Origin of the sequence: Filobacillus milosensis (genome assembly GCF_004402015.1) — a bacterium.
In the GTDB taxonomy this organism is placed as follows: domain Bacteria; phylum Bacillota; class Bacilli; order Bacillales; family Alkalibacillaceae; genus Filobacillus; species Filobacillus milosensis.
The window spans coordinates 40,869-54,595 of record NZ_SOPW01000016.1 but is presented as its reverse complement, the minus strand read 5'-3'; the positions used below and the strand labels follow the sequence as shown (position 1 = coordinate 54,595).

At 36.4% G+C, this 13,727-nt stretch carries 11 protein-coding genes; 8 read left to right on the top strand and 3 right to left on the bottom strand.

Features of this window, described 5'->3' with window-relative positions; all coding sequences use genetic code 11:
• Window positions 1-31 precede the first annotated feature (31 nt).
• The 6 genes from ectB (at window position 32) to E3U55_RS13420 (ending at window position 6,230) form a co-directional block, all read left to right on the top strand.
• On the top strand, window positions 32-1,306 hold the full coding sequence (gene ectB / locus E3U55_RS13445; protein ID WP_134341000.1) for a diaminobutyrate--2-oxoglutarate transaminase: 1,275 nt from the start codon (window positions 32-34) through the stop codon (window positions 1,304-1,306).
• Between the two features lie 19 nt (window positions 1,307-1,325).
• Complete coding sequence (locus E3U55_RS13440) at window positions 1,326-1,721, top strand: ectoine synthase (RefSeq protein WP_134340999.1); 396 nt, start codon at window positions 1,326-1,328, stop codon at window positions 1,719-1,721.
• Between the two features lie 279 nt (window positions 1,722-2,000).
• A complete protein-coding gene (locus E3U55_RS13435; RefSeq protein WP_134340998.1) occupies window positions 2,001-3,317 on the top strand; it encodes an S-layer homology domain-containing protein in 1,317 nt (438 codons plus the stop codon).
• Between the two features lie 318 nt (window positions 3,318-3,635).
• The gene (locus E3U55_RS13430; RefSeq protein ID WP_134340997.1) at window positions 3,636-4,634 is read left to right on the top strand and encodes a DUF3231 family protein; all 999 of its coding nucleotides are present in this window, start codon (window positions 3,636-3,638) and stop codon (window positions 4,632-4,634) included.
• A gap of 124 nt (window positions 4,635-4,758) precedes the next feature.
• Complete coding sequence (locus E3U55_RS13425) at window positions 4,759-5,109, top strand: DUF4870 domain-containing protein (protein WP_134340996.1); 351 nt, start codon at window positions 4,759-4,761, stop codon at window positions 5,107-5,109.
• A gap of 329 nt (window positions 5,110-5,438) precedes the next feature.
• Window positions 5,439-6,230, top strand: a complete 792-nt coding sequence (locus E3U55_RS13420; protein ID WP_134340995.1) for an SDR family oxidoreductase — start codon at window positions 5,439-5,441, stop codon at window positions 6,228-6,230.
• A gap of 33 nt (window positions 6,231-6,263) precedes the next feature.
• Here E3U55_RS13420 and E3U55_RS13415 read toward each other — a convergent pair whose 3' ends face one another.
• The 3 genes from E3U55_RS13415 to E3U55_RS13405 all read right to left on the bottom strand — a co-directional run bounded on the left by E3U55_RS13415 (window position 6,264) and on the right by E3U55_RS13405 (window position 10,548).
• A complete protein-coding gene (locus E3U55_RS13415; protein WP_134340994.1) occupies window positions 6,264-7,628 on the bottom strand; it encodes a sodium/glutamate symporter family protein in 1,365 nt (454 codons plus the stop codon).
• Window positions 7,618-8,823 (bottom strand): lysophospholipid acyltransferase family protein, encoded by a 1,206-nt coding sequence (locus tag E3U55_RS13410; protein WP_134340993.1) that lies wholly within the window; start codon window positions 8,821-8,823, stop codon window positions 7,618-7,620. The genes E3U55_RS13415 and E3U55_RS13410 overlap by 11 nt, the downstream gene beginning before the upstream one ends.
• Window positions 8,824-8,964: 141 nt before the next feature.
• Window positions 8,965-10,548 (bottom strand): Mur ligase family protein, encoded by a 1,584-nt coding sequence (locus E3U55_RS13405; protein WP_134340992.1) that lies wholly within the window; start codon window positions 10,546-10,548, stop codon window positions 8,965-8,967.
• A 646-nt stretch (window positions 10,549-11,194) separates the two neighbouring features.
• On the opposite strand from E3U55_RS13405, the gene E3U55_RS13400 reads away from it, so the two are divergent.
• Complete coding sequence (locus tag E3U55_RS13400; protein ID WP_134340991.1) at window positions 11,195-12,205, top strand: TraB/GumN family protein; 1,011 nt, start codon at window positions 11,195-11,197, stop codon at window positions 12,203-12,205.
• A gap of 86 nt (window positions 12,206-12,291) precedes the next feature.
• Window positions 12,292-13,569 (top strand): glucose-6-phosphate isomerase, encoded by a 1,278-nt coding sequence (locus E3U55_RS13395; protein ID WP_134340990.1) that lies wholly within the window; start codon window positions 12,292-12,294, stop codon window positions 13,567-13,569.
• The last annotated feature ends 158 nt before the right edge of the window (window positions 13,570-13,727 follow it).

Sequence of the window (13,727 nt, the reverse complement as noted above, 5' to 3'; positions counted from 1 at the left end):
ATAACATGAATAAATTTTAAGGAGGAAAATAATGACTAAGACAGATATGAACATTTTTGATTCGTTAGAATCTGAAGTACGTAGTTATTGCCGTGACTTCCCAACAGTTTTTAACAAAGCGAAGGGTCATAAGTTATGGGATGAAAATGGGAAAGAGTATATTGACTTTTTCTCTGGTGCGGGTGCACTAAACTACGGACACAATGACCCGAAAATGAAAGAAAAGCTTATTGAATACATTGCAGATGATGGTATTACTCATTCATTAGATAAAGCAACAACTGCAAAAGCTGAATTCATTCAAAAGTTTAACGATGTGATTTTAAAACCACGTAAGTTAGACTATAAAATGATGTTCCCTGGTCCAACAGGTACGAACGCAGTAGAAAGTGCTTTAAAATTAGCTCGTAAAGTTAAGGGCCGTACGGATATCATTAGCTTTACCAAAGGCTTTCACGGAATGACGATTGGTTCACTATCTGTAACTGGTAACGCTTCTAAGCGTAAAGGTGCAGGTGTCCCGCTAAATCATTCTGTAACTATGCCTTACGATAGCTTTGTAGATGAACAAGACACAATCCCATATATTGAGCGTTATTTAGAAGATAGCGGTAGTGGTGTAGACATCCCTGCAGCTATGATCGTAGAAACGGTTCAAGGTGAAGGTGGTATTAACGCTGCAAGCTTTGAATGGTTGAAGAAAATTGATGAGTTATGTAAAAAGTGGGATATTTTATTAATCGTTGATGATATCCAAGCTGGTATTGGACGTACAGGTACATTCTTTAGCTTCGAACAAGCAGGCATTGAACCGGACATCGTATGTCTATCTAAATCATTAAGCGGTTATGGACTACCGTTTGCTGTAACTTTATTCCGTCCAGAGCTAGATATTTGGAGCCCAGGTGAGCATAACGGAACATTCCGTGGTAATAACCATGCGTTTATTACAGCTTCAGCTGCTCTAGATTACTGGACAGACCAAGAGTTTGAGAAGAGCATTAAGAAAAAATCAGAGTTCACCCTTAAATATTTACAAGATATTGTGAACAAGTACCCTGAATTAAAAGGTACTGTTCGCGGACGTGGACTAATGGTTGGTATCGCTTGTGAAAATGGAGATGTTGCTGACAAGGTAACTTCAGAATGTTTCAAACGCGGACTAGTTATGGAGACTGCCGGTATGGATGGCGAAGTCTTTAAACTATTCCCAGCTATTAATATTGATGATGAAGCTCTAAAACAAGGTCTAGAAATCATTGAAGAGAGCGTTAAAAGCGTAGTAAAAGAACCAGTAACGAACTAACAACAAAGGGGAGAAATCGATGAAGGTCGTAAAGTTAGAAGATATTCTAGGAACTGAACGAGACGTACATGCTGAAAATGGCAACTGGGTAAGCCGTCGTTTAATTTTGAAAAAAGACAACATGGGTTACTCTGTACACGATACGGTAATTAAAGCAGGTACTGAAACTCATATTTGGTACCAAAATCACCTTGAAGCAGTTTACTGCATAGAAGGTGACGGAGAAGTTGAAACTTTAAAAGATGGTAAAATTCATAAAATCACACCGGGTACACTTTATGCATTAGATGAAAATGATGAGCATTTACTACGTGGTGGTAAAGAAGACATGCGTGTAGTTTGCGTGTTTAACCCGCCAATCTCAGGTAAAGAAGTTCATGATGAAAACGGTGTTTACCCTGTAGATGAAGATTAATATTATAGAACAGGCTGTCGATTTTAATCGGCAGCCTTTTTATATGTAATTTTTTAATTTTAAATGAACTCAGTTTTATATAGCGACCCTATAAAATTTAATAAAACTAATCAAAGTTCGGTTAATCTCATAAAAAGTTCTCTGAAAAGTCTCTTATTCCAAAAAAAATTCGCTTAAAACCCAAAAAAATTCTCTTTTCCCTTAATCACGAGAATAATGAATAAATTGTACTAGACTGAATAGTATTGATTTAGTAACGAAAAAAGGGGAGAAGTAATTTTGAAAAAGAGATTGATCAAATTTCTATTGCTTACATTTTTTATTTCATCTTTATTAGTAACAGTTCCATTATCCATCAGTGCAGATGAGAAATTGGATTACGTTGCTCTTGGAGACTCCTTAGCATTAGGAATTACTCCAACCTCATCGACAGAAAATCCACCTAAAGATGGATATGCAGATTATTTAGCCCATCATTTAAATAACTTGAAACTTTTAAATAATTATACAAAACAGTATGCAGCAGCAGGTTATAAATCAGATGATGTTTATCAAGATTTAGTGAATGATGTAAAAATACCAGAAGAATTCGATAAAGTCGGTATACGAGCAACTGTTGCAGAAGCGGAAGTGATTACTATATCTGCTGGTGCTAATGATGTTCTTCAAGTAGTAACTGTTAATACTGATACAGGGGAAGTGAACTTTGATCAAGCTCAATTCCTATTGGCACTCGATCAAGTTAAACAAAACCTGACTGGTACGATAAGTGAAATTAATACGTTGAATCCTGAAGCACAAGTCTATTTAATGGGTTATTATAACCCCTTTCCGTACTTACCGGATAAGCAAAAAGCTCAGCTCGATTTGGCTCTTACTTATTTAAATCAGACAATTAAACAGGTAGCAGTAGAAAATGGTGCAACGTATGTTAGCACAAGTGAAGCTATTAGTAAGGATGCTAAAAAGTATTTACCAAATCCCGAAAATGTCCACCCGAATACCACTGGCTATTTAGTGCTTGCAAATGAATTTTGGGAAGACATGTCATTAATTACAGCAAAAGATTTTACGGATGTACCAGAAAGCCATTTTGCTAAAAAAGATATTGAATACTTATATGGAAAAAATATTATAAGAGGCTATGGGGACGGAACATTTAAGCCGAAACAGAAAATAACAAGAGCAGAAGTGAGTATGGCTTTGTATCACAGTGTAGTCTTTGACCGTTCTACGCCTGCTGAACCAGGGTTTTCGGATTTAGATAAAAGTATGGCGTCATATGATGCTATTGCCCAGTTAACAGATGAGAGAGTAATCGATGGATTTCCAGATGGAACGTTTAGATCCAATGAACTCCTTACCCGTGATCAAATGGCTAAGATTATTGTAGAGGCCTTTGATTTAAAATCCACTGGAGAAGAAATTACTTTCAGTGATATGCCTGCTGAAAATCACTGGTCTTATAGTTATATTCAAACTCTAGCTCAAAACGGTGTAACATTGGGATATGAGGATGGTACTTTTAAACCGAAAAAATTTGTTACGAGAGGACAAATAGCATCATTCATAGCAAGAGCTATGCAGTTAGATTAGATGAATCAAGTCATAAGCAGTTTAGTCGCTTATGGCTTGATTTTTTGATTGATAGATGGAACTTACTACTTAACGAATTAGTGAAAACTTGAATAAACTAAACTTCAATTCGGTTAATGGGACATAAAAATTCTAATAAACGGAGAAAAGTTCTCTTAATCCAATGAAAAAGTCGCTTAATAGATAAAGAAGTTCGCAATAAACATAACATTTACTCCTAAATACAGCTTCTGGTTTTAGCCACTCTTTATTTCATGCATAAATTTCCTCCATCAAGCAAAAATATCTAATAGGATTGAACTATTGGGGGTAATAGATATGCCAGAAAGTCCAAGTATCACTTCATCTGAGATTGGCGTTCTTTGGATGACTTATCAGCAAAAGACTTTACTCTTAAGGACGTTGGAGTATTTTATTGAACATGCAGATGATGAAGAAGCTAAGCAAATTTTAGTTAGTTTGTATGAAGATACTCGTCCTTATGTTTTAAAGATAGAAGATATCTTTAAAACTGAAGGGGCAGCAGTACCATTTGGTTTTACTGAAGAAGACGTCAATAAAGGCGCACCAAAATTGTTTGAAAATGGGTTTGATATATTATTCATTCGACTTATGAATGAAATAGGTATGGGAATGCAAGCCTTGAATATTACAATGGTTTATAGACAAGATATCGTCGTGATGTTCAGAGAATTAACCAGTATGACACAAAAATATTTTGATAAGTGTACTCAATACTTGTTGGATAAAGGATTGTTAACCAGAGCACCTTATTGTGCAATGCCTAAAAAAGTTGAGTTTGTACAGGAAACTAACTATTTAAGTGGTTTTAATCCATTTAAAGAAAAGCGCCCTTTGACTACGGTTGAAGTAGCACACTTATACCACACTGTAGAAGCCAATAATGTTGGTATGCAAATGATAATAGGTTTTGCCCAATGTGCTAATTTAAAAGATGTTAAACAATATTTTCATGAAGGTCAAGGTATTTCGAAAGATATTATCAAAACTGTCAGCGAAGTGTTATTGGATAATGATATTCATGTACCAGCAACACCAGGTGGAAACGTGACGAACTCAACAGCAGCTCCATTTTCAGATAAACTTATGCTGTATAGCGTGTCTTTATTCTGTAGTTTTGCCATAGGTGGAAGTTCTGTTGGGACAGCATTTAGTTTAAGAAATGATTTGGTAGGAAAAATGACAAAAATTATGCAGGATATTTTTGCCTACGCCCATAAAGGCGCTAAGCTAATGATCAACAATGGATACATGGAAGAACCGCCGCAAACTAAGAAAAAGGAAAACAAGCACTAAGCGATCATGTCGCTTAAGTGCTTGTTTTTTTAGTAGCCTGTCTAAAAAATAATAATTAAGTCTCATATAATTCCATTTTATAGCATAACTTTGAATAGGCAAAAATTTGGGAAGGTGGATGTATATGAGCGAAGAACAAGTAAAAGAAAATGAAGAAGTGAAAAGTGAAGAACAAAAAGATGCCGAGGAAAATAAAGGTCTTGGAGTAGTCTCATATTTTATTTTCTTTATTCCATTACTCGTAAATAAAGAATCAAAATTTGCGATGTATCATGCGAATCAGGGATTAATTTTATTATTAACTGCAATCATTATTAATACTATTGGTACCGTTGTTCCTATTATTGGTTGGTTACTGGTATTACCTTTAGGAAACCTATTTGTCTTTATTCTTTGGATCTTAGGTATCATTAACTCAGCAAAAGGTGAGATGAAACCTCTGCCTTTAGTTGGTAAATTTGAGATACTAAAATAGCGAATAAAGCTGTCGGTATAATTCCGGCAGCTTTATTATTTTTTGGTAAGCTCTGATAAAGTCCGTTGTTGATATTGTGATTCGCTTTCGGTGGACGCTTTTCGAAGACCTGGATGGTTAAGTGTCGGCGTTGGTCACAAAAGCTACTTGCTTTACTTCTTTGCGTTATTTTGCGCCGAGTAACCGCAGGCGCAGGACGTGACCGACCTTAGCCGACCAGGAGTCGCCACCTTCGCTCATCATAATTCAACAACTTAATCTATGTCGAAACATCAACATTAAACTTTAACATAGTCTTTTGGTAAAATAACTAAAAAGGTGGTGGGTTTGTGAATCTTAATCTAAAAGGAAAGTCTGTGATTGTAACAGCATCGAGTAAGGGACTAGGAAAAGCAACAGCGTTAGAATTTGCAAAAGAAGGCGCACACGTTATGATTTCCAGTCGTGATGAACAAGAATTAAAGAAAACAGTCGAAGAGATTCAGAATGAAAGTGGAAACGATCAGGTAGACTATGCGGTTTGTGACGTCACGAAGCCAGACCAAATAAAACAGCTCGTTCAAAAAGCGGTTAACCGGAATGGTACCGTCGATGTATTAATTAATAATGCTGGCGGGCCACCCCCAGGACAATTTGAACAATTTAGTGATGGAGACTGGCAAAATGCATTTGAACTAAATCTATTGAGTTTTATTAGGACTATTCGTGAGGTCTTACCTTACATGAAACAACAAAACTCCGGGCGTATAATAAATTTTGCTTCATCTTCAATTAAGCAAACCTTGGACAACCTGCTCTTATCAAACACATTTCGAGCGGGAATAGTAGGGTTAGCTAAAGGTTTATCACAGGAACTTGCGCCACATAACATTTTAATTAATACTCTTGGTCCTGGTCGAATTGGAACAGACCGATTAGCTCAATTGGATCAAAGTAGAGCCGATCAGTTAGGTGTTTCATCTGAAGAAGTTAAGGAACAAACTGAAGCAACTATTCCTATTGGTCGTTACGGAACACCGGACGAGTTTGCAAAGGTGGCTGTTTTTCTTGGATCAGGTGCTAATACTTATGTGACAGGACAATCATTAGTTGTTGATGGTGGTCTTGTAAAGGCGTTATAAAAAACAAAGCTCTCGCCAAATAGCGAGAGCTTTTTAACCTGCTTGTCTTTTCGTACGGAACCATAATGCAATTAATAACACCAAAAAATATGCAACCAATCCGAGAAATGAATAAATGTACAGCATTGGAGTACCTTGCACATAACCGACAACAGGGACATTTAAGAGAAGTAATAAAGGAAAACCAAACATGAGCGCTGTTCCACTCCCCATCACAAGGTTCTCAGTGGTATTAGATTGGAAGTGTGGGTCAACAGCTTTAACTAAAGCCATTCCTGTTGAAATTGTACCTGTCTGCATCCCGAAGAAACCAAGAGTATTAGAAAGCGCGTCTTCTGGAAAAATTCTAGGTGTGATCCAAACTAAGTAAAAAATCGTTAACAACCCACCAATAGTAGTAATCAACAAAATAGGAACTATGTAATCCCGTAAAGCATAAATGGAAATAGCTGCAATCGATGCAGTGATCATATAATCAAATGAAAAACCTGCAATTCGTTGAAGTAAAAAATTGTTAGGCGAATGCTCAAGCTTTAGACCTTTATTTTGAAGTTTATTTAATATTATTCTGAACGTTATTGCGTAAAGGCTACCAATTAAAAAATGAAAGCCGACAAATAGTTGAGCTAACGTTGCTCCAAACGTACCAAGTGGTGTAAGGACTGTATCCAAACCAAGGATCGTTAAATATGTCATTAGATAAATAAAGCTAATTAAGGCTATTTGATAGGTTAATTTATCAATGGCATCACTTAATGGGATTTCATTAGGCGCCGATTGTTCAACAACGGGATGATGACTTTTCTTGACTTGCTCAGAACTAGCAAATTTTTTATTTTTAACTAGAATATTCATTAATATAATGCCGATGATAGTTGCCCAAATAAAACCTATTCCAGCGATTGTTAATCCTAAATTCCCTCCACCTATAACTCCAAGTTCTTCCCACTGTGACCCAATGGAGTATGCTTGTCCCGGACCTTGCCCAAATCCTAGAGGTAAAAGCAGGCCTATGCCTGGGAAGAAATCAGGATAAAACCATTCGACAAGTAGTAGTAAAATACCAAAACCAACAATTCCTTGTATTAAATAGGTAGAGACAATCAACATTCCAGAGTTTAAAATGGCTGGACTGGTATGAACTTGACGGTCTTTTAAAGAAAGGGCAATAAAGCCGATCGCCATCAAATGATAAACAATCGCTCCTAGCATGTCGACCTCAAAGGGAATCAATCCGATAATCTCAGGTCCTGCAATTAAGCCTATAAATCCTGCAATCATGGATGTTGGAATGATTAATTTTCTAATAGCTGGAATACGGGCTTTTAAAATCGAGGCTAACAGAATAAAGGCAGATAAATATATAAAATCCAGTACGAATGACCAGTTATGTTCCATGAGAAACTCCCTCTTGCTTCTTAATTTGTTTAGTAACTTGAAGCCATTTATAGGCAGAACTTCGAGGTTGATAGAAAACAAGTCGATAAAAAGCGTTATGATAGAGAAAATCTAATTTATGATGAAATTGAATATTAATACCATCGGCTTGATGAATAGAAAAGGTAATTTGGTCTTTGCTGTTAATAAAGTCAAATTGCTGATTGTTCCATGTTAATGTTCCTTCACCAACTAATTTAAAGGGTTGTTGGTCGTAGGATACATAAAGCTTTACAGGGTCTTTCAAGCAATCTCCCCAGACATTAACCAAATCATCCCTAAAAAGGTTTTCTCTTAAAAATTGTAACTGCCAATTTTTCCATTCATAAGGTGTTAAATGGTAGGTTGGTTGATTTATAGACTCAAAATGACCTTCCGGTGTATATGTCACAAGATAATTACAGTTTAAGCATCTAAACTCATCTTTGTTGGAATACATGTATCCAGGAGTCTGACAATGTGGGCAGACAAATAAAAGTCGTTCTAAGTAATGTGCCGGGTGCTTAGATATGTACTGATTTTTATGGTCCCTCTGCCAAGCCATTTCATCATGGTGCATGGCTTCGGTCAACCGGTTATGGATGTCTTCGATAGAAGCATTTATAAAGTCACCTTGATCAGAAATTTGTTCAAAAGTTAATTCGATTTTCCCTTTTCGGTGTCCATCTCCCCAACGAGGGTGACTCAAGTAACCTCCTTTGATCTTAGCGAACACAACTGGTACATCTAATAATTTTACTAGTTTTGAAGTGGAATAGATGAGTGGTTCGTTATAACCATCCCAATTGCGATTACCTTCAGGAAAAACACCAATAACTCGTCCATGCTTTTTAGCTTTTAATACATTTCGGATCGTAGAAGTATCATTGGTAAATTTGGTTTTACGAATGGCACCGACGTAATTCAAAACGTGTTTAAGAAATGGATGACGGAAAAGTGGTTCGCCAGCGATGTAACAGATCGGCTCATCCACGTATGAATTTAGGATTAATGGGTCCCAATTATTAACGTGATTAGAAAGAATAACATAAGGTGGTTTTAATCCTTTAGTGTCATTTCGCACCACTTGGATGTCAGAGCGTAAATTAATGAATGCCCGAATTGGCCCTAACAACATATGTTGAACAAGTTTTGATGGCTTCTTTTCAATGCTCATAATGTATCTCAACACCTTAAAAAGGGATATATTATATGTCTATTATGACATAGAATAATTAATATCTTAATCTTTAATTTAGGAAATTAAATATAAAAAAAAGACAAGCTATTTAGCTTGTCTTTCTGTAAGAGGAGCAAGTTATTGGTGAGGTGTTAATTTTAATAATAGCTTCTTTTGTTCCTTAGTAACACCGGCTACTCTGTTTCGTAACGGAATAAACAATTGCTCTTCAGAAATATTAGGTTTTAGATCGTTTATGATTTGTAAGGTTAAACCTGCTCCATAATCCATTCCCTGTGCTCCACCCAGAATAATTAAGTCCTGAGGTTTTACTTTTTGGATGACGTTATGAATGGCATCTTCTAATTCCTCATATACGTGGACTTTTAATCCGGCTTTTTCAATCACTTCTAAGAAAGCTTCTTCTTCGTCTTTAGAGACTTGGTCTTTATCTGCAACATGAGACGAGCTTTTTGTTGCGAAAATTTCCTTCAATCCAAGTTCAGGTGCCCAATAAGCAATGGCTTCAGCGTTTTCACGGTTTACTGTAGGACCTCTTCCACCTCTGATGGAGTAAACGAGATGAAATTGATTATAAGTCATACGTTCAACGGTTTTTAGAGTAACGTCTATATTACCGGCGTTTGCAAAGTGATCATCAATGACTTTAAAATCATTTTCGTAAATGTATTCAAATCGTCTTTCTACCCCAACGAAATTCTTTAATGCGAATTGAATGGTCGGAATGGCGACGCCGCTTAATAATCCAATCATAATGGCTACCATTGAATTATAAACGGAATGCAGTCCTGGTACAGACAGCTCAATATCAAATGATTGTGGATGTATCATGTTAGGGTATTTCCCGAAAGCTTTTCGTATTTCAACCGTAAACTTGGCTCGGCCAGTTGATAAATCTAAGTTCCGACAAGCTACATGCCCTTCATCATTTTCAACACCAAAAGTCACAACTTTTGCCTTTGTTTCATTAATTAAAGAAGCTGAGTATTCATCATCTAAGTTCAAAATAGCATAACTTCTTTTACTGGCATTTCTAATCATTCGAGACTTAGCTTCGAGATAATCTTCAAAGGACCCGTGATCATCAATGTGCTCACGACTCACGTTATTGAGTGATACGATATCATAATCAACTTTTTCTACACGGTGGGCCTCTTGTGCCTTAGATGAAACCTCCATGGTAACGTGTGAGACATTGTGTTTAACCATTTGGTCCAAATAATACTGAAGATCAAGTGATTCAGGCGTTGTTAGCTCAGATGGAAAAGAATAATCCCCGTATTTCACGGCTACTGTACCGATTAATCCTGTTTTCAAACCAGCTTCTTCTAATATGGTATTGGTCATGAATGTTGTTGTTGTTTTACCGTTAGTTGCTGTTACACCAATCATGTTAAGTTTTTTGGAAGGTTCGTTATAAAAATGGTTCGCTAATCTTGCCAATGCAATACGACTATTTTTAACAACAAATTGAGGAATATTGATATCCTCTTGAACATCTTCCACAACTGCAGCAACTGCGCCGTTTTGAACAGCATGTTCTAAGTATTTGTGACCATCCGTTAATAACCCTTTCATACATACGAAAAGGTTACCATTAGTAACACGTCCTGAATGGTAGGCTAGTCCAGTGATATCAGGATTTTGTTTATTATATGTTTTTAAAACGTCTATTGCTTGTAGGAGTTTATTTAGTTCCATCCTAGACCCTTCTTTCTAAAATAATTTACTTTTAAGGGTTAATTTATTTAGCGAATGTGTTTGTGGTAAAATATACCACACGCAAGTTGTAAAAACCTTCAATAGTTGTCCTTTTTATAAAATTCTTTGAAAAAATATATTAGTTCAATATACGTAATCAATAGGAATTTTAGTCCCATTTTATTAGTAAAGCTACAAATTAAACTTGTATCTACAAACTCTTTAACTAAAATAAAGGTAGATTGTATAGATGTGTATATTTCGAAGTGTCAATTTAATGGCTTGGAGAAGTATATCCAATATAGTTTTTTATCTTCATGAATATTTACCTCAAAACGCCAATGTCTAAACGTTAATCATTAACTAGAGTATTGAACAAAGCCCTCTCTCATGATTATTCCCTTAAAATGGCGACTTTATAAATCTCTAAAAACTCATGTAAAGTAAATACACAAAAGTTATTATTTTAATTAAATATTGACATAGAATGCCTGATTATTCAAGATTTATAAGGACTAGACAAAAAAATCATGAATCTTTTAAGATCTAAAACTTATGACCTAAAAACGTTATAGATTTTTATTAGTAAAATAGTTAAGATAGAGGTAATTATTTTTTTCTATCTTTTGGAAGAGGAGTCTTACATATGAAAAATTACTTAAAGGTTATTGCAATACTGTTTTTGTCCTTATGGTTAATCGCCTGTAACGCAGACGAACAACCAAAAGAAACGGACGAATCACAAGAAACGAATACCGAAGAACAGGAAGAAGTTGAAAACGAGTCTACTGAAGAAGAGAATTCAGAAGACAAAACGGTAGGTCGAGAAGATGGCCCTGGAGGTTTCTTATGGAAAGTAGAAAATGAGGGAGTTACAGTTTATTTACAAGGTACCATTCACGTTGGACCAAAAAGCTTATACCCTTTACATACAGAAATTGAACAAGCTTATCAAAAAGCGGATGTTGTCGTACCAGAAGTTGATATGAATAATATCGATTTAGGTAAGGCGAATCAATTGTACAAGGAGCTTGGAACATACCAAGACGGAACAAAGCTTAAAGACCATGTTTCTGATGAACTCTATCAAGAGGTCTCGACCACTATCGAAGGATTCGGTATGCAAATGAAGAAGTTCGAAACATATAAGCCATGGTTTATATCTAATTTAATTCAACAATTAAAAGCACAAGAACTCGGTTATACCTTTGGTGTCGATCAATATTTCTTAAATAAAGCGGATATGGATGGAAAAGAGGTGGTTGCACTAGAAACGATGGAACAACAGCTCAACCTTCTCGCAACTGCTGCATCAGAAGACTATCAAATTGAAATGTTAAAAGAGATGCTGGCCGTTTCCGGGCAATATAAAGAAGAAATAAACGAGATGTTAGATATTTATCGTGAAGGTGACAAAGAAGCCTTGCTCGATATGTTAGTTGAAGATTCTGAAGAAGAACATCCAAATGCTGAAGCTTATCTAAAAGCATTAAATGATGACCGAAATTACAATATGGCTGATCAAATCATGAAGTTCCTAGAATCTGGAGACGAGAAAACGTATTTTGTCATCGTCGGTTCGTTACATTTAATTCAAGAGCCACATATCGGTTCAATTTTAAAAGAGAATGGGTATGATGTTGAACGCGTTCACTAATAAAGATAGTCGCTACATTGAGGTAGCGGCTATTCTTTATTTTCTATATAATGAGTGACAAGAAGTGGAGAGAAAGGGGTAACAGAATGGTTAACGTTACATATTCGGGAAATTATGCTGATGTCATGACTGACGATAAAAAACAAAAGCTTAAGCAGATTCATGATGGCTTGTATGAAAAGACAGGTGCTGGCTCTGACTTTCTAGGGTGGTTGGATTGGCCGTCTGGATTAAGCCAGTCTTTTTTAAATAACATAAAATCTACAGCTGAAGCGATTCGTGGACAGGCTGATGTGTTAATCGTTATCGGAATCGGTGGATCATATTTAGGTGCGAAAGCTGTCATTGAGGCACTTCAACCTTATTTTGATAAAAACCCAGATTTCGAAGTGTTGTTTGCTGGCCATCAAGTGAGCGGCGCTTATTTGAAGGAATTAATGGCGTACGTTGATGACCGTGAAGTGGCTTTAAATGTGATCTCAAAGTCAGGAACGACGACTGAGCCCGCGTTGGCTTTTCGGTTTTTACAAAAATATATGAAAGAGCGTTATGGAAATGAAGCAGCCGAACGCATTTATGTTACAACGGACGAAGAAAAAGGCGCACTGTTAACACTGGCGAAAGAAAAAGGCTATAAACGTTTTGTAGTGCCTGATGATGTTGGTGGACGTTACTCTGTCTTTACGGCTGTTGGTTTGTTACCAATTGCAGCTGCTGGATTTAATGTTGAAGGGTTGGTTGAAGGAGCTCGTGCTGCGGAAAATGAGTTGAAGGCGTTTGATGCTGAGGATAACGCGGCCATTCGATATGCGGCCATTCGCCATGATTTATATGAGCAGGGTTACACGAATGAAGTGTTGGCAACTTTTGAACCGAAGCTAAGTTTTGTTCAGGAATGGTGGAAGCAATTATTTGGTGAAAGTGAAGGTAAGGAGCATAAAGGAATTTTGCCTTTATCGGTAGTTTACACCACTGACCTGCACTCATTAGGTCAATACATCCAGGACGGAAAGCGCGACTTAATGGAGTCGTTCTTGATTGTGGATGAAGCGGATGAAGACTTGGAAGTGTTTGAAGCTGAAAATAACGCAGATCAGCTAAACTATTTGTCTGGTTTATCATTGCATGATTTTAATCTAGTTGCTTATAAGGGCGTTTCTGAGGCACATTTGTCAGGTGGTGTTCCTCAAATCGGCATCCATGTAAGCAAGCTTGATGAGTATAACCTTGGGTACTTATTGTATTTCTACATGCTATCCTGCGCATATAGTGCTTACTTATTAGACATCAACCCATTTAACCAGCCAGGAGTGGAAGACTACAAGACAGCTATATTTAAGTTGTTGAAAAAGCCAGGGTATTAAAAAGATAGTTTTTAGATTTTCGAGTTTGTTTGAGTTAAAAAGTAAACAAAAGGTGTTAGAAAACCCGCTTTTCCCTAGGTGGAATGCGGGTTTTCAGTGTTTTGAGTCTGGTTGAAATTTCGGCTATTATGTTTTTATAAAAATGCTGGAGGCAAAAT